This window comes from Rhodanobacter caeni, from assembly GCF_039523575.1.
GTDB lineage: Bacteria > Pseudomonadota > Gammaproteobacteria > Xanthomonadales > Rhodanobacteraceae > Rhodanobacter > Rhodanobacter caeni.
The window spans coordinates 817,177-836,444 of sequence record NZ_BAAAFO010000001.1; the positions used below are offsets into that span (position 1 = coordinate 817,177).

At 66.8% G+C, this 19,268-nt stretch carries 19 protein-coding genes; 8 read left to right on the forward strand and 11 right to left on the reverse strand.

Annotated elements, in window-relative coordinates; all coding sequences use genetic code 11:
- Nucleotides 1–145: 145 nt before the first annotated feature.
- Entirely contained in the window at nucleotides 146–334 is a 189-nt protein-coding gene (locus ABD017_RS03755) for a CsbD family protein (RefSeq protein WP_343880269.1), read from the forward strand.
- Between the two features lie 45 nt (nucleotides 335–379).
- Here the strand turns inward: ABD017_RS03755 and xth are convergent, their stop codons facing one another.
- The gene (xth, locus tag ABD017_RS03760) at nucleotides 380–1,213 is read right to left on the reverse strand and encodes an exodeoxyribonuclease III (protein WP_343880271.1); all 834 of its coding nucleotides are present in this window, start codon (nucleotides 1,211–1,213) and stop codon (nucleotides 380–382) included.
- 137 nt (nucleotides 1,214–1,350) lie between these two features.
- Between xth and ABD017_RS03765 the strand changes: the two genes are divergently transcribed.
- Complete coding sequence (locus tag ABD017_RS03765) at nucleotides 1,351–2,430, forward strand: mechanosensitive ion channel family protein (protein ID WP_343880273.1); 1,080 nt, start codon at nucleotides 1,351–1,353, stop codon at nucleotides 2,428–2,430.
- 13 nt (nucleotides 2,431–2,443) lie between these two features.
- Here ABD017_RS03765 and ABD017_RS03770 read toward each other — a convergent pair whose 3' ends face one another.
- On the reverse strand, nucleotides 2,444–3,034 hold the full coding sequence (locus ABD017_RS03770; RefSeq protein WP_343880275.1) for an alpha-ketoglutarate-dependent dioxygenase AlkB: 591 nt from the start codon (nucleotides 3,032–3,034) through the stop codon (nucleotides 2,444–2,446).
- Nucleotides 3,035–3,239: 205 nt separating this feature from the next.
- On the opposite strand from ABD017_RS03770, the gene ABD017_RS03775 reads away from it, so the two are divergent.
- Both ABD017_RS03775 and ABD017_RS03780 read left to right on the forward strand, forming a co-directional pair.
- Entirely contained in the window at nucleotides 3,240–4,073 is an 834-nt protein-coding gene (locus ABD017_RS03775) for a DUF3014 domain-containing protein (RefSeq protein WP_343880277.1), read from the forward strand.
- 186 nt (nucleotides 4,074–4,259) lie between these two features.
- On the forward strand, nucleotides 4,260–5,378 hold the full coding sequence (locus ABD017_RS03780; RefSeq protein WP_343880279.1) for an HD-GYP domain-containing protein: 1,119 nt from the start codon (nucleotides 4,260–4,262) through the stop codon (nucleotides 5,376–5,378).
- Nucleotides 5,379–5,393: 15 nt separating this feature from the next.
- Here ABD017_RS03780 and ABD017_RS03785 read toward each other — a convergent pair whose 3' ends face one another.
- Nucleotides 5,394–5,846: a cupin domain-containing protein gene (locus tag ABD017_RS03785; RefSeq protein ID WP_343880281.1), complete on the reverse strand. Its 453-nt coding sequence runs from the start codon at nucleotides 5,844–5,846 to the stop codon at nucleotides 5,394–5,396.
- An 82-nt stretch (nucleotides 5,847–5,928) separates the two neighbouring features.
- Here ABD017_RS03785 and ABD017_RS03790 point away from each other — a divergent pair, with 82 nt between their 5' ends.
- The 3 genes from ABD017_RS03790 (at nucleotide 5,929) to ABD017_RS03800 (ending at nucleotide 9,021) form a co-directional block, all read left to right on the forward strand.
- The gene (locus ABD017_RS03790) at nucleotides 5,929–7,296 is read left to right on the forward strand and encodes an NfeD family protein (RefSeq protein ID WP_343880283.1); all 1,368 of its coding nucleotides are present in this window, start codon (nucleotides 5,929–5,931) and stop codon (nucleotides 7,294–7,296) included.
- 68 nt (nucleotides 7,297–7,364) lie between these two features.
- Entirely contained in the window at nucleotides 7,365–8,153 is a 789-nt protein-coding gene (locus tag ABD017_RS03795) for a slipin family protein (RefSeq protein ID WP_343880285.1), read from the forward strand.
- A 103-nt stretch (nucleotides 8,154–8,256) separates the two neighbouring features.
- Nucleotides 8,257–9,021, forward strand: coding sequence for a class I SAM-dependent methyltransferase (locus tag ABD017_RS03800; protein WP_343880287.1), 765 nt, complete (start codon nucleotides 8,257–8,259; stop codon nucleotides 9,019–9,021).
- A 57-nt stretch (nucleotides 9,022–9,078) separates the two neighbouring features.
- Here ABD017_RS03800 and kbl read toward each other — a convergent pair whose 3' ends face one another.
- The 3 genes from kbl to ABD017_RS03815 form a co-directional block, all read right to left on the reverse strand.
- Nucleotides 9,079–10,278, reverse strand: a complete 1,200-nt coding sequence (gene kbl, locus ABD017_RS03805) for a glycine C-acetyltransferase (RefSeq protein WP_343880289.1) — start codon at nucleotides 10,276–10,278, stop codon at nucleotides 9,079–9,081.
- Between the two features lie 60 nt (nucleotides 10,279–10,338).
- The gene (tdh, locus tag ABD017_RS03810; RefSeq protein WP_343880654.1) at nucleotides 10,339–11,361 is read right to left on the reverse strand and encodes an L-threonine 3-dehydrogenase; all 1,023 of its coding nucleotides are present in this window, start codon (nucleotides 11,359–11,361) and stop codon (nucleotides 10,339–10,341) included.
- A gap of 113 nt (nucleotides 11,362–11,474) precedes the next feature.
- Entirely contained in the window at nucleotides 11,475–12,059 is a 585-nt protein-coding gene (locus ABD017_RS03815; protein WP_343880291.1) for a DUF1415 domain-containing protein, read from the reverse strand.
- A 142-nt stretch (nucleotides 12,060–12,201) separates the two neighbouring features.
- Between ABD017_RS03815 and ABD017_RS03820 the strand changes: the two genes are divergently transcribed.
- The gene (locus ABD017_RS03820) at nucleotides 12,202–13,761 is read left to right on the forward strand and encodes a protein adenylyltransferase SelO (protein WP_343880293.1); all 1,560 of its coding nucleotides are present in this window, start codon (nucleotides 12,202–12,204) and stop codon (nucleotides 13,759–13,761) included.
- Between the two features lie 36 nt (nucleotides 13,762–13,797).
- Here the strand turns inward: ABD017_RS03820 and glmS are convergent, their stop codons facing one another.
- From glmS to ABD017_RS03845, 5 genes are all read right to left on the reverse strand, one after another.
- Complete coding sequence (gene glmS / locus ABD017_RS03825; RefSeq protein ID WP_343880295.1) at nucleotides 13,798–15,627, reverse strand: glutamine--fructose-6-phosphate transaminase (isomerizing); 1,830 nt, start codon at nucleotides 15,625–15,627, stop codon at nucleotides 13,798–13,800.
- Between the two features lie 72 nt (nucleotides 15,628–15,699).
- Nucleotides 15,700–17,070: a pyridoxal-phosphate dependent enzyme gene (locus ABD017_RS03830; RefSeq protein WP_343880297.1), complete on the reverse strand. Its 1,371-nt coding sequence runs from the start codon at nucleotides 17,068–17,070 to the stop codon at nucleotides 15,700–15,702.
- Between the two features lie 165 nt (nucleotides 17,071–17,235).
- Nucleotides 17,236–17,463 (reverse strand): HP1242/YdcH family protein, encoded by a 228-nt coding sequence (locus tag ABD017_RS03835; RefSeq protein WP_343880299.1) that lies wholly within the window; start codon nucleotides 17,461–17,463, stop codon nucleotides 17,236–17,238.
- Between the two features lie 540 nt (nucleotides 17,464–18,003).
- On the reverse strand, nucleotides 18,004–18,648 hold the full coding sequence (locus tag ABD017_RS03840) for a hypothetical protein (protein ID WP_343880301.1): 645 nt from the start codon (nucleotides 18,646–18,648) through the stop codon (nucleotides 18,004–18,006).
- Nucleotides 18,645–19,178, reverse strand: coding sequence for a DUF4398 domain-containing protein (locus ABD017_RS03845; protein WP_343880303.1), 534 nt, complete (start codon nucleotides 19,176–19,178; stop codon nucleotides 18,645–18,647). The genes ABD017_RS03840 and ABD017_RS03845 overlap by 4 nt, the downstream gene beginning before the upstream one ends.
- Between the last annotated feature and the right edge of the window lie 90 nt (nucleotides 19,179–19,268).

Sequence of the window (19,268 nt, forward strand, 5' to 3'; positions counted from 1 at the left end):
TTGCACGCCGCGGCCGTGAACGCCGCGTGGGCACGCCAGGCGAACCAACGCCAACATCCGGCAAACGAGTCGGTCACGGCCCGTCGACCGGACGCCACGTAGAACTAAGCACGTCTGCATCCCGCAGGCTTTCCGGAGGTATGGCATGGATCACAATCGCGTCGAGGGCACGAAACACCAGGTCAAGGGCACCGTGAAGGAAGTCGCCGGCAAGGTGACCGGCGACAAGTGGCAGGAAGCGACCGGGGCCGTGGAAAAAAACGTGGGCAAGGTTCAGAGAAAGGTCGGCGAAGCCATGGATGACGCCGAAGACGAAGCCGATCGTCGCCACTGACGGCGCAAGGTGTTGATGGCCCGACCGGGAAGTTCGGGCCATCCGTCATGATTTCCCACGCGCACGCTTCCGCGCGGCTTTCTTCGGCGCGGAAGATTTTTGCGCCAGCGTGATCCACGCGGGTGCATGGTCACTGGGGTGGGGCAGGTCGCGCACCCAGCGGCCGACGTTGGCATCTTCCAGCCGCGGCGCCAGGTCGGCGCTGAGTAGCAGGTGGTCGATGCGAAGGCCGGCGTTGCGCGGCCAGTGCTGGCGGAAATAATCCCAGAAGGTGTAGATCCGCTCGTCCGGGTGGCGGTGGCGCAGGGCGTCGGTCCAGCCTTGCGCCAGCAGCCGCTGGTAGCAGGTGCGGCTTTCCGGTTGCAGCAGGGCGTCCTTGCGCCATGAGCGCGGGTTGTAGATGTCCTCGTCGGTGGGCACCACGTTGAAATCGCCGGCCAGCACCACCGGGTGCCCGCTCTCGTACAGCTTTGCGGCGTGCTTGATCAGCCGCTCGAACCACGCCAGCTTGTAGTCGAACTTCGGCCCCGGTTGCGGGTTGCCGTTGGGCAGGTAGAGACAGCCGACCATCACGCCGTGCGCTGCCGCTTCCAGGTAGCGGCTTTGCTTGTCGGCGGGGTCGCCGGGCAGGCCGCGCCGGCTTTCGACCGGGTCGCTGCCGCGGGCGAGAATGGCCACACCGTTCCACGAGGTTTGCCCCTGCCACAGTGCGCCGTAACCGGCGGCGCGGATCTCGGCGATGGGGAAGGCGTCGTCGCGGGCCTTCAGCTCCTGCAGGCAGACGATGTCGGGCGCTTCGCGCTCCAGCCATGACAGCAGGATCGGCAGCCGCGAACGGATGCCATTGATGTTGAACGTGGCGAGCTTGAGCGTGGACACGGGGCGTTTCCATGGCGGTGGAAAGCCGATGCTAGCGACGTCCACGGTGCACGCGCGGTGAGCGCGCCCTTCACTTTGCCGGTACCCGCGGTGTAGTTCGCTGGATACGCCACCTTCGGCGCGTCCGGAAACCATGTATGACCGAACCCTCGTCACCTGTTGTCGGCCACCCGCCTGACCCGGCACAAGCGCAGGACGAACAACTGCAACGTGCCCTGCGCCAGCGCTCGCGCGACTGCGGCCAAGAAAAGCCCCGGTCGGTACCGCGCCGGCACAAGCTCTGGCTGGGCATGTATGCGCTGGTGCTGTTTGCGCTGGCGGTGGTGTTCTACCTGATGCGCTTGCATCAGCTCGATTTCGCGGCATGCTACCTGCCGCTGCTCCGGCGCGGCATCGTGGGCGCGATGGCGATCGTGCTGATGCTGGCGGTGGCCAGGCTGGTGCGCGTGTACGCCATCGAACGGGCCGAGAACGCGGTCACGCGCTACAACCTGCGCCGCATCCTGCGGCTGGTGGTGTACGTGGTACTGGCCGCCATCGTGGTTTCGGTGCTGTTCGCCAACTGGTACGCGGCGGCCGCGTCGCTGGGGCTGATTTCGCTGGTGCTGGGTTTCGCCCTGCAGACGCCGATCACCAGCTTCATCGGCTGGGTGTACATCCTGGCGCGCGAACCTTACCGCGTGGGCGACCGCATCAGCATCGGCGAGGCCACTGGCGACGTCATCGAGGTGACCTACCTGGACACCACGCTGTGGGAGGTAGGCGGCCCCTACGTTTCCACCGACCATCCCAGCGGACGATTGGTGAAGTTTCCCAATGCGAACGTGCTGACCAGTGCCATCTACAATTATTCGTGGCCGGTTTTTCCGTACATCTGGAACGAGATTTCCTTCCAGGTCGGCTACGACAGCGATTTCGAGTTCGTGGGCCGGGTGATGCGCGAGGCCGCGGAGGCGGAGTTGGGCGAGGCGATGATCGAGCGCGTGCGGGTTTTTCGCGAGATCCTGGCCTCGACCCCGGTGGGCGAGGTGCAGGTGCATGAACGGCCGTCGGTATTGTTCCGCGTCAACGCCAACACCTGGATCGATGCGATCGTGCGCTACGTGGTGGACCCCAAGCAGGCCGGCAGCGTCAAGTCGCGCCTGATCGCCGTCATGCTGCAGCGGCTCAATGCCGAACCGGAGCGTGTGCGTTTTCCCAAGGGCGACAGCCGCTGACGCCGGGCCCTGCTCACTTCGGGCTGGCGCCGCGCACGCGGAAAGCCAGGCTGATGCGCGGCCCGACCGCTTCGCGCTGCTTCAGGATCGCATGGTCGTAATGAAGCTGGCTGTCCCAGCTCATCAGCAGCGCGCTGCCCGCTTCCAGATCGACCCGCAACACATGGCGTGGTGGCTGCTTGGCGCGGATCGTCATGGTGCGGGTGGCGCCCAGCGACAGCAGTACGATCGGCTGCCCCCGCACGATGTCGGCGAGCTTGTCGTTGTGCGGCGCCACGCTGTCGTGCCGATCGCGGTAGAGGTTGAGGCCGATGCTGTCGAACGGCGCGGCGAAGGTGGTGCGAACGAGATCCAGCGCCTGCCGCAGGGCCTGGGGCAGGTCGGGGTCATCGGCGCGGAAATGCGCCCGGAGCCGCGGCACGTCCACTTCCCGCTCGTACATCAGGCGCCGGCCGCTCTTCCACGCGATGCCGTCGTGCAACTGCTGGAACCACGCACGGGCCGTCGCTTCGTCGACGAGCCCGGGTGTCAGCACGATGCGGCCGCTGGCGTCGTCCAGCAGCGTCTGCGGACCACCGGCATCGAAAAGGCTGCGCTGCGTCATGGTCAGTCGAGCAGGGAGCGCTCGCGGCAGAAGGGGGCGGAAGGATCGGGCATGTGGTTGTGCGATGGCCAGAGGAACCATGGTGCCGGGGCAAACGGGCAGGCGAGGTGAAATCGCGGCGGGTGACGAGGGCGGCGAAGGCCGCCTGTGAACGAACCGTGCCCAAGTCAGTCGAACCCTTACGCATGGCAATGATGAGGCGCTGATGAAGAAGAGAACATCCATCGGAAGCTGGTTGCTGGGCCTGGTCGTGGTGCTGGCCGTGGCGGTACTGGCGTTGTATCTCAACCACAGGCTGCGACAGGGCGAAACCACGGCCGTGCCGTCCACCGCGGTCGTCCCGCCGGCCGCACCGAGCGCAGCGGCCACGTCGGCGCCACGCCATCCGATCGCGCAGGCGGCGGTGCCGGCCCCGGTATCCACCACGGCGTTGCCACCGCTGAGTGGCAGCGACGAGGACGTGGTCGACGCGTTGGCGGCGCTGGCAGGCAACAGCCCGCTGCGCGATCTGCTGGTATCGAAACAGATCGTGGCGCGCATCGTGGCCACCATCGACGCCTTGCCCAGGCGTGCGCTGGGCACCTTGATGTTGCCCGCCCGTCCGCCCGAAGGCGCCTTCGCCACGACCGAAGCCGATGGCCGCATCACCATGGCCGCGCAGAACAGCGAGCGCTACGCGCCCTACATCGCGGTGATGAAGAACGTCGATCCGGCGGCGTTGGTGGCCTGGTATGTCCAGGCGTATCCGCTGTTCCAGCAGGCCTACCAGGAGCTCGGCTACCCTCGCGGCTATTTCAACGATCGCCTGATCGTGGTGATCGACGATCTCCTGGCCGCGCCGGAACCGGCCGAACCGCCGTTGCTGCTGCGCGTGAAAAACCATTACGCCTTTGCCGATCCCTCGCTGGAATCGCTCTCCGCCGGCCAGCGGCTGCTGCTGCGCACCGGCCCGGCCAACGAGGCACTGATCAAGGCAAAACTGCGTGCCATCCGCGCCTTGCTGGTCGGCGCCCGTCTGCCCGCACCGGGCCCTTCGTAGCGTCCGTCGAAAGACCGGGCGATCCTGGCTAAAGCTTCCCCGTTGGCTGCCGATCAGGTATGTGCAGATGCACGATGTCGCGTGCGCTGTGTGCATGCCGCGAGCGGGGTGGATGACATGGGGTGACGCGCCGGGTAGGCATGGAGACCGCTCCGGCCGATCGGCATCGGGGGGGGCGGGGCGAACGTGCAAAAGCGTCTGATCGATCCATCGGATCTCAAGGTTGGCGAACCTTTGCCATGCGACGCCTATGACGCGAAGGGCAAGCTTCTGCTGCGCCGGGGCCAGGTGATCACCAGTGCCAGCCAGATCGAAAAACTGAAACGCCATGCGTTGTGGGCCGCCGCCACGCCCGCCCACGAACCGGCCGCGCCGGAACCGGAGCGCAAGTCATCGCCGCTGTCGCTCATTCTTGCGGCGCGACGCCAGCTGCACCTGCTGTCGGGCACCGCGGATCGCGAGGACATCTCCCGAGCGCTGATGCAGGTCGCCGCCACGGTGCAGCGTGCCTGCAAGGCCAACGCGGATGTCGCGCTGGCATCGATCCTGATGCACCGCGAAGGGCATTACGCCATCCGCCATTCGGTGAACGCGGCGATAGCGTGCCAGATTGCCGGCGCGGCCATGTCGTTTGCCGCGGCGGAGCTCTCGGTGGCCGTCGCAGCGGCCTTGACGATGAACTTCGGCATGCTGGATCTGCAGCAGCGGCTGCAGGAGGTGGGGGCGCTGAACGACGAGCAGCGCCGTGACGTGTCCGGCCATTGCGAACGCGGCGTAACCTGGCTGCGGCAGCACGGCGTGACCAACGAACGCTGGCTGGAGATCGTACGCGACCATCACGAGCGTCCGGACGGCAGCGGCTATCCCGCCCGCAAATCCGGCGACGCCATCCATCCGCTGACCCAGCTGGTATCGCTGGCCGACATCTACTGCGCGCGCGTTTCCAGCCGTGCCTGCCGCAGCGCGATGCTGCCCAACGTGGCCTTGCGCCGGCTCTTCCTCAACGAGGGCGCGGCAGTGGACGAGCACCACGCCGCGTCGTTCATCAAGACCCTGGGCATTTACCCGCCCGGCACCGGCGTGCGCCTGCACAACGGCAGCATCGCAGTCGTCACCCGCCGTGGCGCCACCGACCGCAACCCCCGGGTTTCCTCGATCACCACCCAGGACGGGTTGCGTATCGAGGTGCCGATTCGCCGCCACGGCGACCCCACGGCACACGCCGTGACCGAGGTGGTGGATCTGGACGAGCTGCAGATGAACGTGAGCATGGAAGCCCTGTGGGGTTCGGACGCCACGCTCTGACCTGCCCGGCAGCGCCTAGTACGGCGTGCCGTCCTTGTGCGTGTAGCCGGCATTGCCTGCGGACGCATGCAGGTCCACGTCGGGGTAGGTGCACGCGTCGTCCGGGTGGCGCGAGCCGATCTCCAGATACACCGCATTGACGTTGCCGCGATTGACCAGCTGATGGCCGTCGGCCACGTTCTTCGGGAACGCGGCGCAGTCGTGCGCGTGCAGGATTTCCTCGCCCGCGTCGGTAACCAGCACCACGTCGCCGGACAGCACGTAGACGAATTCGTCCTCGTGGCTGTGCCAGTGCCGCTGGCTGGACCAGGTACCCGGCGGCAGCGTGGTGAGGTTGACGCCGAAATCCTGCAATCGGCCGGCATCGCCCAGGGCCAGCTTGACCCGTTCTGCAGCCTGTTCGGCGAAGGGCGCGGGATAGCTCGAACCGGTACGTTCTGGGACACTGGCAATGGTTATCTTCGGCATCGCTTGGCTCCGGTGGTTTCGGATTGCCCGATCACTAACATGATCCGCGATACAGTGCCGTCATGGATGCAGGAGGTTCGTGATGACGCGTTGGCTGTTCCTGCTGGCGATCTTGCTTGCCCTCGCGGCCACGACCGCTGCCGCGCCGACGCCAGCGGCCCAGCCGACGCCGATGGTCGCCCGCATGACGCTCACCGGGCCGATCGGCCCTGCCGCCGCCGAATATTTCGATGATGCCTCCGAACGTGCCATCGCCGACGGCGCCGTGGCCATCGTGCTGCAGCTGGATACGCCGGGCGGCCTCGCCGAGGCCATGCGCCAGATCATCGCGCGCATGCTGGCCAGCAAGGTGCCCGTGCTGGCCTATGTGGCGCCGGGCGGGGCACGCGCCGCTTCGGCAGGGACGTACATCCTCTACGCGGCCCAGGTGGCGGCGATGGCGCCGGCCACCCATGTCGGTGCCGCCACGCCGGTGAGGCTGGGCGGCGGCTCGCCGATGCCGCTGCCGAAACCGGACGCCGGGCCGGCGGCCGCCTCCAGCGCGGGCACGGCAGCGGCATCCGATGATGCCGAGTCGAACAAGGTGCTCAACGATGCGATCGCCTATATCCGCTCGCTGGCCCAACTGCGCGGGCGCGACGTGGCCTGGGCCGAGCAGGCGGTGCGCGGCGCCGCCACGCTGACGGCCAGCGAGGCGGCGCGCAGGCACGTCATCGATTTCGTGGCGGACGACACCGCCGACCTGCTCGCCAAGGCCAGCGGACGCGCCGTGCAGGTGGATGGCCGAACCGTCACCCTGCAGCTGGCCGATGCCACCGTGCGTGATTACGCGCCCGGTCCACGCAGCCGCTTCCTGGGAATCATCACCAACCCCACCATCGCCTACCTGTTGCTGCTGGCCGGCATTTTCGGGCTGGGGCTGGAAGCCTTGCACCCTGGTGCCATGCTGCCGGGCATCGTGGGCGGCATTGCGCTGCTGGTGGGGTTGTACGCCTTGCAGCTGTTGCCGGTGAATTACGCCGGCCTGGCGCTGATGGCGCTGGGCATCGGATTGCTGGTGGCCGAGGTGGTGACGCCCACGCTCGGCGTGCTGGGCGTGGGTGGGCTGGTTTCCTTCGTGATGGGGTCGATCATGCTGATGAATACCGGCGTGCCGGGTTACGCGGTGAACCTGGGTGTCATCGGCGCCATCGCGGTAGGCGCCGCCGGCTTGCTGGTGCTGGTGGTGTGGATGGTGTTGCGCTCGCGTCGCTCACGCCAGGTGACTGGCGATGACGCCATGCGCGGCGATGTCGCCGAGCTGTTGGAACCGGTGGGGGAGAACAACGAGACCTGGGTCCTGGTGCGCGGCGAGCGCTGGCGCGCCCGCTGCGCAACCGCCTTGCCCGGCGGCGCGCGGGTGCGTGTCGTCGGGCGGGAGGGTTTGTTGTTGCAGGTCGAGCCCCTCTGAAGCGCTCGGAAAGCGGCGCCGCGGACCTCTCGCGGCGCCGTTCCAGAAACTGTCCATGGGAGAGAGTCATGTTCGGATTTGTCGGTGTCCTGGTCATCATCGTGATCTTGCTGCTGTTCTCCGCGGTGAAGATCCTGCCGGAATACCAGCGTGGCGTGGTCCTGACGCTGGGCCGCTATACCGGCACGCGTGGGCCGGGCCTGGTGCTGCTGCTGCCGGTGGTGCAACAGATGATCCGGGTGGATCTGCGCATCACCGTGATGGATGTGCCGCCGCAGGATGTGATTTCGCGCGACAACGTCTCGGTGCGCGTCAACGCGGTGGTGTATTTCCGCGTGGTCGAACCGGACAAGTCCGTGCTGCAGGTGGAGAACTACCTGCAGGCCACCAGCCAGCTGGCACAGACGCGGCTGCGCTCGGTGCTGGGCCAGCACGAGCTGGACGAGATCCTGTCGCAGCGCGATTCGATCAACCAGACCCTGCAGGCCATCCTCGACGAATCGACCGACCCGTGGGGCATCAAGGTGGCCAACGTCGAGATCAAGGATGTGGACCTCAACGAAACCATGGTGCGCGCCATCGCCCGCCAGGCCGAGGCGGAGCGCGAACGCCGCGCCAAGGTGATCCATGCCGAGGGCGAGATGCAGGCCGCCGAGAAGCTGCGCGATGCGGCGGCGATGCTGTCGCAGCAACCGCAGGCCCTGCAGCTGCGCTACCTGCAGACCATGGCCGACATGTCGCACACCGGCAAGTCGTCCACCATCGTGTTTCCGCTGCCGCTGGACCTGATCCGGCCGTTGACGGAGGCCTTCCAGTTCGCGCGCGTCAAGGATGACGACAAGCCGATCACCTGGTGAGGCCAGGGGAGGGCGCCGGCCTGGCTGGCGCCCTTCGCGGCTATCGATCCCGCGGCACGACAGGCGCACAATCGACGTCCCCCACTCGATGCAGGAGTACGTCATGCGCTTGACTGTTCTCGCGGCGTTGCTTGTTTTCGCCTTGCCCCCGGTGACCCTGGCCGAGACGTCGAAGGATACTGGCTCGGACGCCATAACCAGGGCCGTTGCCGATCCCGCGCGGCAGGCCGACCGGGCCGACGATGCCAGGCGCAAGGTGGCGCAGGTCATGGCATTCACCCAGGTGAAGCCGGGCCAGAAAGTGCTGGAGCTGATTCCCGGCAGCGGCTATTTCACCCGCGTGTTCAGCGCGGTCGTGGGCACGCAGGGCCACGTGTATGCGGTGGTGCCCGACGAATATGCCAAGGTCGATAGCGAAGGCGTCAGCACGATCAAGGCGCTGGCGGCAGACCCGCATTATGCGAACGTGAGCGTGCTGACCCAGCCGGCGGCGATGCTGCGCGCGCCGGAGTCCGTGGACCTGGTGTTCACCTCGCAGAACTACCACGACTATCCCGACCCGTTCATGGGCAAGGTCGATCCGGTGACGCTGGATCGGCAGGCGTTTGCGGCCTTGAAGCCCGGTGGCGTGTTCGTGGTGATCGATCACGTGGCGCCGGCAGGCTCGGGCATGCGCGATACCAACACGCTGCACCGCATCGATCCGGCCATCGTGAAATCGCAGGCGAAACTGGCCGGTTTCGTGTTCGACGGCCAGAGCGACGCGCTGCGCAATCCGGCCGATCCGCACGACATCAAGGTGTTCGACAAGTCGATACGCGGCCACACCGACCAGTTCATGTACCGGTTCCGCAAACCCGCCAAGTGACGGGCGGACGGTGCCGCGGCGGGCGTGACATGCCGCCGCGACACCGTCGGCGGCTCTTCAGCCGCCGATGACGCCGAGCTGGCGACCCACGCGGGTGAACGCGGCGATCGCCCGGTCCAGCTGCTCGCGCGTATGCGCCGCACTCATCTGCGTGCGGATGCGTGCCTGGCCCTTGGCCACCACGGGGTAGAAGAAGCCGGTGACGTAGATGCCTTCGTCCAGCAGCGCGCTGGCCATGGCCTGCGCCTTGGGCGCGTCGTAGACCATCACCGGCACGATCGGGTGCACGCCCGGCTTGATGTCGAAGCCCGCGGCGGTCATCCGTTCGCGGAAATGGCGGGTATTGGCCTGCAGCCGCGTGCGCAGTTCCGCGGCGCTGTCCAGCATGTCGAACACCTTGATCGCGGCGGCGACCACGTGTGGCGGCAGCGAGTTGGAGAAGAGATACGGCCGCGAGCGCTGGCGCAGCAGTTCGATGACTTCCCTGCGGCCGGTGGTGAAACCACCCACCGCGCCGCCCAGCGCCTTGCCCAGGGTGCCGGTGAAGATGTCGATCTTGTCCATCACCCCATGCACTTCGGCCGAGCCGCGGCCGGTGTCGCCGAGGAAGCCGGTGCAATGGCATTCGTCGATGTGCACCATGGCGTTGTACTTCGCGGCCAGTACGATGATCTCGTCCAGCGGTGCGATGACGCCATCCATCGAGAACGTGCCGTCGGTGGTGATCAGCTTGGTCCGCGCGCCGGCCGCATCGGCCGCCTGCAGCTGGGCTTCCAGGTCGGCCATGTCGGCATTGGCGTAGCGGTAGCGCTGCGCCTTGCACAGGCGGATGCCGTCGATGATCGAGGCGTGGTTCAAGGCATCGGAAATGACCGCGTCCTGCTCGCCGAGCAACGGCTCGAACAGGCCGCCGTTGGCGTCGAAGCAGGCGGCGTAGAGGATCGCGTCCTCGGTGCCGAAGAAGGCGGCTATCTTAGCCTCCAGCTGCTTGTGCAGATCCTGCGTGCCGCAGATGAAGCGCACGCTGGCCATGCCGAAACCGTGGGTGTCCAGCGCGTCCTTCGCGGCCTGGATCACCTCGGCGTTGTCGGCCAGGCCCAGGTAATTGTTGGCGCAGAAGTTCAGCACCTTGCGGCCGTCGTCCAGCGCGATCTCGGCCGATTGCGGCGAGGTGATGATGCGCTCGGCCTTGAACAGGCCCTGTTCGCGGATCGCGTCGAGTTCGGCGGCGTAGCGGTCTTGGGCGGCGTGGGTCATGGTTCTTCCGGTAGGGCGGTGGGATCGGGATGTGCGCGGTGGTGACCCATGCAGGCCGGGTCAATGCCAGGTGCAGACCACCTTGCCGCACTGGCCCGCGTCCATCAGGTCGAAGCCGCGCTGGAAATCGTCGATCGCGATCTGGTGAGTAAGCACCTTCTGCAGCGGAAAGCCGGTCAGCACCATCTGCGTCATCTTGTACCAGGTCTCGTACATCCGGCGGCCGTAGATGCCCTGCATGGTGAGACCCTTGAAGATCACCTTGTCCCAGTCGATGCCGGCGCCGCGCGGCATGATGCCGAGCATGGCGATCTTGCCGCCGTGGTACATGCAATCGAGCATGTCGTTGAACGCGCGCGGGTTGCCGCTCATCTCCAGGCCCACGTCGAAGCCTTCGATGTGCAGGTCCTTCGCCACGTCGCCGAGCGACTGCTTGGAAACGTTCACCACCCGCGTGGCGCCCATGTCGGCGGCAAGTTTCAGGCGGTAGTCGTTGACGTCGGTGACCACCACGTTGCGCGCGCCCACGTGCTTGCAGATGCCGGCAGCAATGATGCCGATGGGGCCGGCGCCGGTGATCAGCACGTCCTCGCCGATCAGGTCGAACTCCAGCGCACAGTGCGCGGCGTTGCCGTAGGGGTCGAAGAAGGCGGCCAGTTCGGACGGGATCTGGTCGGGAATCGGCCACAGGTTGGAGGCCGGCATGCTCATGTATTCGGCGAAGGCGCCGTTGCGGTTGACGCCGATGCCGGCGGTGTGGGGGCACAGGTGCTGGCGGCCGGCGCGGCAATTGCGGCAATGGCCGCAGACGATGTGTCCTTCGGCCGATACCCGGTCGCCGATCTTGTAGCCGGTGACGCCGGGGCCGATCTCCACGATGCGCCCCACGAATTCGTGGCCGATGGTCAGGCCGGGCCTGATCGTGCGCTGGCTCCACTCATCCCATTTGTAGATGTGCAGGTCGGTGCCGCAGATCGCGGTTTTCTCGATCTTGATTAGCACCTCGTTCGGGCCGATCTCCGGCACCGGGATCTCTTCCATCCAGATGCCCTGTTCGGGCTTGCGCTTGACCAGCGCCTTCATCGTCTTGCTCATCACGGTTCCATGATCGGCGCGCGCTTTCGCGCAAGCTTCGATTATAGAACCGGCCTGTCGGGGGCCGCCTGCCGAAAGTCACGCGCCGCGCGGCAATGCGTTCAGCCCTTGCCGTCGCGCCACAGCGCCTGCCAGCCAGTGTGTCCCAGCCGTTCCAGGGTGGCGATGTTGTTGCGGTAGATGGCATCGGTGTCGCTCATCGATGCCATCGCCCGCTCCACGCTCGCTTCACGCAGCAGATGCAGCGTGGGCCAGGGCGAGCGGTTGCTGAAATTGGCGATGTCGTCGGGGCTGGTGTCGGCGAACTGGTAGCGCGGATTGAAGGTGGCCACCTGCCAGATGCCTTCCAGCCCCAGCGTCTGCACCGCCGCATCGGCCACGTCGAGAAAGTCGTTGTAGTCGAGAAAGTCGTTGAGCACGAAGGGGTGGATCAGCAGCCCGGTTTCGCACTCGTCGGGGGCGAGCGCGTTCAGCGATTGCAGTTCGCCGCACAGATCGTCGAGCAGGGCGTCGGTGTCGCGCGCATGGCTGACGCGCAGGCGCAGCTTGCCCTGCACCAGGGGTGCGCGCGCGAACGGGCAGAGGTTCAAGCCGATCACGGCACGCTCGACCCAGCGCGTGGTGTCGGCGATATAGGGCGCGTCCTCCGGCAGGGCGTCGGCGTTGAGATCGGGCGTGTCGGGCATGGGCGTTTCCGCGAATGTCGGTGTGGCGGACTATAGCCGCTTGGAGGTCGCGGACCGTGAGGCGACATCGCGGTGCAGGTGCCTTGCAAGGCATCGTCGTCGACCGGATATACGATGGTGTCTCCTGCCGATCGAGCTTCGCATGCTCAAGCTGCGTTTCGACAATGCGTTTGTCCGTGAACTACCCGTCGACCCCGAGCGGGGTGCGCGCCTGCGCCAGGTGGATGGCGCGCTGTATTCGCTGGTCGAGCCCACGCCGGTGGCGGCGCCCCGGTTGCTGGCGTACTCGGCGGAAACCGCGTCACTGCTGGGTATCCGCCGGACCGACATCGCCACACTTGCCTTCGCCCGGGTATTCGGCGGCAACGCGCTGTTGCCGGGCATGCAGCCATTCGCGGCCAATTACGGCGGCCACCAGTTCGGCCACTGGGCCGGGCAACTGGGGGACGGGCGCGCGATCTCGCTGGGTGAGGTGATCAATGCAGCCGGCGAACGCTGGGAGCTGCAGCTGAAGGGCGCCGGCCCCACGCCGTACTCGCGCAGTGCCGACGGGCGTGCCGTGCTGCGCTCGTCGGTGCGCGAATTCCTGTGCAGCGAGGCGATGCATCACCTGGGCGTGCCCACCACGCGCGCGCTGAGCCTGATCGCCACCGGCGAGGAGGTGTGGCGCGACATGTTCTACGACGGTCACGCCGCGCCGGAGCCCGGTGCCATCGTATGCCGCGTGGCGCCCTCGTTCATCCGTTTCGGCAATTTCGAATTGCCTGCATCGCGTGGCGATACCGCGCTGCTGCGGCAGCTGGTCGATTTCACCATCCGCCGCGATTTCCCCGAGCTCGACGGGCAGGGCGAGGCGTTGTACGGCGAGTGGTTTGCGCAGGTGTGCGAGCGCACGGCGCGCATGGTGGCGCAGTGGATGCGGGTAGGTTTCGTGCACGGCGTGATGAACACCGACAACATGTCCATCCTCGGCCTCACGATCGATTACGGCCCCTACGGCTGGATCGACAATTTCGACCTGGACTGGACGCCCAACACCACCGACGCACAGCGCCGCCGTTACCGTTTCGGCCAGCAGCCGGATGTGGCGTGGTGGAACCTCAGCCGGCTGGCCGGTGCGCTGGCGCCGCTGTTCGACGGTGTCGATGCGTTGCAGGCGGGGCTGGATCGCTACGCGGCTGCGTACGCGGCCGCCGACCGCGCCAACATCGCGGCCAAGCTGGGCCTGGTCGAATGCCGCGATGACGACGCGGCGCTGATGCAGTCCCTGCACGCGCTGCTGACGCGGGCGGAAGTGGACATGACGCTGTGGTTTCGCGGCCTGGGCGACGTCGACCCGCAGGCACCGACGCTGGCGTCGCTGGAAGCGGCCTTCTACGACGACGCGAAGCGCCGCGAGGCGGAGCCGGATTTCAACGACTGGCTCGCTCGTTACGCCGCGCGCCTGGCGAGCGATCCGCAAACCGCCGCCCAACGCCGCCAGCGCATGCACGCGGCCAACCCGCGCTACGTGCTGCGCAACTACCTGGTGCAGAACGCGATTGACCGGGCCCAGGCCGGCGATGCCGGCGGTATCCATGAACTGCTCGAGGTGATGCGGCACCCGTATGACGAGCAACCTGGGCGCGAGGCGTTCGCGCAGAAGCGCCCTGACTGGGCGCGGCACAAGGCGGGGTGTTCGATGCTGTCCTGCAGTTCCTGAGGCGGCGGCGTACCGCCGCCCGCGGGTTCGCCCGGCTTATTCCACCGTCACCGACTTGGCCAGGTTGCGCGGCTGGTCCACGTCGGTGCCGCGCAGCACGGCCACGTGGTAGGCCAGCAACTGCAGCGGCACGGTGAACACGATCGGCGCGATGAAGTTGCCGCCGGACGCCACGCGCAAGGTGGTGCCGTGGTCGGTCATGTCGTCCATGCCGGCCGCACCGTCGGCAAACACGATCAGCCGGCCGCCGCGGGCGCGCACTTCCTGCAGGTTCGATTTCAGCTTGTCCAGCAGCGGGCCGTTTGGCGCCACCGCCACCACCGGCATCTTCTCGTCGACCAGTGCCAGCGGGCCGTGCTTGAGCTCGCCGGCCGGGTACGCCTCGGCGTGGATGTAGGAAATCTCCTTGAGCTTCAGCGAGCCTTCCAGCGCCACCGGATAATGCGCGCCGCGGCCCAGGAACAGGGCGTGCTGACGATGGATGAATTCGGCTGCCAACTCGACGATGGCCGGCTCCAGTTTCAGGGCGTCTTCAATGGCGCGCGGCAGGTGCTGCAGTTCGGCGCACAGCTCGGCATGGCGCGCCGGGTCCATGCCGTTGCGCTGCGCCAGCTCCAGCGCGAACAGCGCCAGTGCGGCGAGCTGGGTGGTGAAGGCCTTGGTCGAGGCCACGCCGATTTCCGGGCCGGCGCGGGTCATCAGTTTCAGATCCGCCTCGCGCACCAGTGACGACTCGGGCACGTTGCAGATCACCAGCGTGCCGAGATAGCCGCGGCGGGTCGATTCACGCAGCGCCGCCAGCGTGTCGGCGGTTTCGCCCGATTGCGAAATGGCGACCAGCAAGGTGTCCGGCGGCACCACCGCTTCGCGGTAGCGGTATTCGCTGGCCACTTCCACGCTCACCGGCAGGTGGGCGAATTCCTCGATCCAGTATTTGGCGACCAGGCCGGCGTGGTAGCTGGTGCCGCAGGCGATGATGTGCACGCCGCGCGTGCGGCGCAGCAGCTCGTCGCTCTCGATGCCGAAGATGTTGGGCAGCACGCCGTGCGGGCCCAGGCGCGCTTCCAGCGTGTCGGCCACGGCGCGCGGCTGCTCGAAGATTTCCTTCTGCATGTAGTGGCGGTATTCGCCGCGCTCGACCGCGTCGGCGGACAGCTCGCTCTCGTGCATGGCGCGTTCGGCGGGCGCGCCGTCGAGGCTGCAGATCTGCACGCTGTCGCGGGTGATCTCGACGACGTCGCCCTCGTCGAGATAGATGATCTTGTTGGTCACCTGGATCAAGGCCTGCGCATCGGAGCCCAGGAAGTTCTCGCCGATGCCCAGGCCCACCAGCAACGGTGCGCCGCGGCGCGCGCCGACCACGCGGTCGGGCTCCTCGCTGCTGATCACGGCGATGGCGTAGGCGCCTTCCAGTTCGCGCACGGTGGCCAGCACCGCCTCGCGCAGTTTCAGGCCGTTGTTCAACTGGCGGTCGATCAGCGCGGCCATCACCTCGGTGTCGGTTTCGGAGGTGAACACGTGCCCCGCCTGCTGCAGTTCGGCGCGCAGGCTGGCGTAGTTCTCGATGATGCCGTTGTGCACGATCGCTACCCGCCCGGCGACATGCGGGTGCGCGTTGGCCTGGCTGGGCACGCCGTGGGTGGCCCAGCGCGTGTGTGCGATGCCGGTGCCGCCGGGCAGGGGGTTGGCCAGGTACAGCGCTTCCATCTCGCGCACCTTGCCCTTGGCGCGCACGCGCTGGATGCCGCCGCCGCTCAGCACGGCCAGGCCGGACGAGTCATAGCCGCGATATTCCAGCGCCTTCAGGCCAACGATCAACAGCGGCGCCACATCGCGTTGGGCAACGGCAGCAACAATTCCGCACATCGGGGAAATCCTTTGGATGGGTAGGCGACGGATCGCGATGATCCATCGGGGAATGCTTCTCGGGCCTGCGCCTCAGTTGACCTTGCGGCGCAGGTAGTTCAGCAGGTCGATACGCGTGATCAGGCCGAGGAAATCGTCGCCGTCGACCACGATGGCCACGTGCCCGCGCTCGAACACCGGCAGCAAGGCCGTGATCGGTTCGCGCATGTCCAGCATCTGCAGGTCGCTGATCATCGCCACGGACACGGCATCGCGAAACCGCGCCTCGTCGGTGTGCACATGCATCAGCACGTCCGACTCGTCGACGATGCCGACGAGCTTGTCGCCATCCATCACCGGCAGTTGCGAGACATCGTAGAGTTTCATGCGGGTATAGGCGGTGACCAGCAGTTCGTTCGGGCCCACCACCACGGTGTCGCGCTCGGCGTACGGGCGCAGCAGCAGGTCGCGCAGGTCGCCGTGCTGCTCGCGCTCCAGGAAGCCGTTGTCGAGCATCCAGTAGTCGTTGTACATCTTGGACAGGTACTTGTTGCCGGTGTCGCAGACCAGGGTCACCACGCGCTTCGGTTCGGTCTGCTCGCGGCAGTACTTCAGCGCGGCGGCCACCAGGGTGCCGGTGGATGAGCCGCCCAGCACGCCTTCCTTCGCCAGCAGCTCGCGCGCGGTGAGGAAGCTGTCCCTGTCGGAAATTGCATAGGCCTTGCGCACGCGCGAGAAATCGCTGATCAGCGGCAGGAAATCCTCGCCGATGCCCTCGACCATCCAGCTGGCGGACTTGGTCGAGAGCGTGCCCTCGTTGATGTACTGGCAGAGGATCGAGCCGACCGGATCGGCCAGGATGATTTCGGTGGCCGGCGAGTGTTCGGCGAAATACTGCGACAGCCCGGTCAGCGTGCCGGAGGAGCCGCAGCCGACCACGATGGCGTCTACCTTGCCGTCCATCTGGGCGAGGATTTCCGGTCCGGTGGACTGGATGTGCGCGGCGGGATTGTCCGGGTTGCCGAACTGATTGATGAAGTACGCGCCGGGCGTTTCGCTGGCGATCCGCTCGGCCATGTCCTGGTAATACTCGGGATGGCCCTTGGCCACGTCCGAACGGGTCAGCACCACTTCGGCGCCCATCGCCTTGAGGTTGAAGATCTTCTCGCGGCTCATCTTGTCCGGCACCACCAGCACCAGCCGATAGCCTTTCTGTTGCGCTACCAGCGCGAGGCCGAGGCCGGTGTTGCCGGCGGTGCCTTCCACCAGCGTGTCGCCAGGCTTGATCCGGCCCGCGCGCTCCGCGCCCTCGATCATCGACATGCCGATGCGGTCCTTCACCGAGCCGCCGGGGTTCGCGTTCTCCAGCTTCAGGAACAGCTCGCAGACACCCGTATCGAGGTGCTGCGTGCGCACCATCGGGGTGTTTCCGATCAGTTCCAGGACGCTTTGGTGGATCGTCATGGTTGCTCCGTGGAAGGAAGGGCGGGCGCCATGCGCCGCGACAGACGTCAATGATAGCCGAGCGGGAGGGCGATTCCGGTGCGCGCGTGGCGCCAGAAAGGCGGCGGCCCCGGCGTCCGTCTTTCGAGGGAGGCCGGGGCCGCGTGTCATGTCAAACCGGGCAGATCAATGCGTCAGGGTCTTGCGACTTTCCCACATGCGTTCGAGCCGTGCCTTGGCCTGCAGCTTTTCCTTCTTCATGCTGCTCAGGGTGAGGTTATCGATGGGAAGTACGCCGATATCGGCATCGTGCACTTTGCTGTCGAGTTGCTTGTGGCGCTGGTAAAGCCGGCGGAATTCGGCATCCGCCTTCATCAATGCCTCGACATCGTCACGCTGCTGGTTTTCAAACATGATCCGACCTCCTCGCGAGTGGGTTGGCGGGCGCCCGGATGCGGTGGCCCGCCGACGTATGAATGCATGCGCGCACCAACGACCCGCGCCGGACGTCCGGAATCGCGGGTGGGGATGTGAACGCTGATGGGCATGAATTCAGGTCAGTGACCCATGGGTCTGGATGCCCATGGGACTTTGACCCTACACCGGCCCATGGGGGTTGGCAAGCAGCTTTACCGGCTTGTTTGAACACGGTCAAATTAATGGAAAAAACCTGTCGAAACAGGCTTTTGCGTTCAGGTTGAGGGCTGCAGTGGAAGGGTGGCGAGTTCGGACTGGCGGGCCGCCGGACGCTCGCATCTTTGGGCATTTCCGCAAGCACCGGCCCCTCTCCTGTGTCCTCTCCCCAAGGGGAGAGGAGGTCACGGTCGCTTCGGACTTTGGCGGCAGGCTGACACGAGGTCGAACCTTAGAGGAGCACCGGATAGCGCCCTCTCCCCGGCGGGGAGAGGGCTGGGGAGAGGGGGCGGGTGCTCGCAGGAAATTCGCCAACCGTGCCTATGGCTTCTTCGGCTTCGTGGCAGGCGCGGCCGGCTCGGCAGGCGCTTCCTCGCCTTGCATCTGCGAACGCATCGCCTTGGCCACCTTGGTCGCCAACTCGGCTTCGCGCCGGGCGGCGCGGGCGACCTTGCTCTGGGCGGCGGCGAGGCGCTTGGCTTTCTCGGCCTCGATGCGGGCCTGCTCGGCGGCTTGCGAATACGCCTGGCCCTGCTGCTGCAGGCGGGCCGCTTCTTCCTGCGCCATCTGGTACTGCATGCGCTGGCGCTCCAGCTCGCGGCGTGCGCGCTCGGCGTCACGGCGGCTGTTGTCCAGCAGGATCTGGTCGTGCTCGCGATCGAGCTGGGTCAGCTTGACCTGCGCGTCTTGCAGCTGCGCCGCAGCCTTGGCCAGGTCCACCCGGCGTTCGGCCAGGTACAGCTCGTGCGCGCGGTCGCGCGAACGCGCCTGCGCCAGACGATTGATCGCGTCGTGGGCGCGCGCCTGTTCGGCCTGGGCGTAGTTGCCCAGGGTGGGGTCGTTGGCCAGCTGGTCGAGGCTGCTGTTGAGGCGATTGACGTCGATATCGTCCTGCGCCGCATGCACGGCCTGCGCACCGGCCAGGGTCAGCAGCGCGGCTGCGAAAACAGTGGAGAAACGTTTCATGGCTGGCTCCCCTGATCGGAGGGGATGGGGTTCTGGCCTGGTTGGGCTGGCGTGCTGGGGACGGTCTGGAAACCTTCGCCCGACGGTGGCTCGGTGAGCGCCGAGGTCGGCGGTGCGGGCATGTCGTCGAGCGGTGGCGCGGAGTTGTCGGCGGGTGCGTAGTCGCTCGCAGCGGTCGCGGGTGACGAGGTGTCCTGTTCGCCCTGCTGGCGCAGTCGGGCGTTCTCCTGCACCTTGGCCTGGATCTGTGCGCGGGCGGCGGCCAGCCGCGCCTTGGCCCTGGCCAGCTCGGCATCGGCGCGCGATTCTTCGGCCAGGTTGGCGGCGTCGGCGTACTTGCGCTGCGCCATTGCGGTCTGTGCCTGCTGGAATTTGTCCTGTGCGAACCCCAAGTCGACCGGCGCGTAATCGGCCGCGTCGGCATCGCGTGCGGCCTGCAACTGGTTCTGCGCCAGGTTCATTGCATTGTCCGGTGGCGGCACGCTGGCGCAACCGCCGACAAGCAGCGCCACGCCCAGGGCGGTCGCCATCGCAAAAAGTCGGCGGGAGGCCCGCGCCGGCTGGAAAAAGATGTGCACCATCACATTCCTGATCAAGTATTGAAGCGTATTGTGTGCGGG

Excerpts from the sequence above, each read along its gene's own strand:
- glmS (WP_343880295.1), bottom strand. The coding sequence starts at position 15,627 with ATGTGCGGAATTGTTGCTGCCGTTGCCCAACGCGATGTGGCGCCGCTG.
- ABD017_RS03830 (WP_343880297.1), bottom strand. The coding sequence starts at position 17,070 with ATGACGATCCACCAAAGCGTCCTGGAACTGATCGGAAACACCCCGATG.
- ABD017_RS03775 (WP_343880277.1), top strand. The coding sequence starts at position 3,240 with ATGAAGAAGAGAACATCCATCGGAAGCTGGTTGCTGGGCCTGGTCGTG.
- kbl (WP_343880289.1), bottom strand. The coding sequence starts at position 10,278 with ATGACCCACGCCGCCCAAGACCGCTACGCCGCCGAACTCGACGCGATC.
- ABD017_RS03820 (WP_343880293.1), top strand. The coding sequence starts at position 12,202 with ATGCTCAAGCTGCGTTTCGACAATGCGTTTGTCCGTGAACTACCCGTC.
- ABD017_RS03840 (WP_343880301.1), bottom strand. The coding sequence starts at position 18,648 with ATGAAACGTTTCTCCACTGTTTTCGCAGCCGCGCTGCTGACCCTGGCC.
- ABD017_RS03790 (WP_343880283.1), top strand. The coding sequence starts at position 5,929 with ATGACGCGTTGGCTGTTCCTGCTGGCGATCTTGCTTGCCCTCGCGGCC.
- ABD017_RS03770 (WP_343880275.1), bottom strand. The coding sequence starts at position 3,034 with ATGACGCAGCGCAGCCTTTTCGATGCCGGTGGTCCGCAGACGCTGCTG.
- ABD017_RS03845 (WP_343880303.1), bottom strand. The coding sequence starts at position 19,178 with ATGGCGACCGCCCTGGGCGTGGCGCTGCTTGTCGGCGGTTGCGCCAGC.
- ABD017_RS03785 (WP_343880281.1), bottom strand. The coding sequence starts at position 5,846 with ATGCCGAAGATAACCATTGCCAGTGTCCCAGAACGTACCGGTTCGAGC.
- ABD017_RS03815 (WP_343880291.1), bottom strand. The coding sequence starts at position 12,059 with ATGCCCGACACGCCCGATCTCAACGCCGACGCCCTGCCGGAGGACGCG.
- ABD017_RS03800 (WP_343880287.1), top strand. The coding sequence starts at position 8,257 with ATGCGCTTGACTGTTCTCGCGGCGTTGCTTGTTTTCGCCTTGCCCCCG.
- ABD017_RS03835 (WP_343880299.1), bottom strand. The coding sequence starts at position 17,463 with ATGTTTGAAAACCAGCAGCGTGACGATGTCGAGGCATTGATGAAGGCG.
- tdh (WP_343880654.1), bottom strand. The coding sequence starts at position 11,361 with ATGAAGGCGCTGGTCAAGCGCAAGCCCGAACAGGGCATCTGGATGGAA.
- ABD017_RS03795 (WP_343880285.1), top strand. The coding sequence starts at position 7,365 with ATGTTCGGATTTGTCGGTGTCCTGGTCATCATCGTGATCTTGCTGCTG.
- ABD017_RS03765 (WP_343880273.1), top strand. The coding sequence starts at position 1,351 with ATGACCGAACCCTCGTCACCTGTTGTCGGCCACCCGCCTGACCCGGCA.
- ABD017_RS03755 (WP_343880269.1), top strand. The coding sequence starts at position 146 with ATGGATCACAATCGCGTCGAGGGCACGAAACACCAGGTCAAGGGCACC.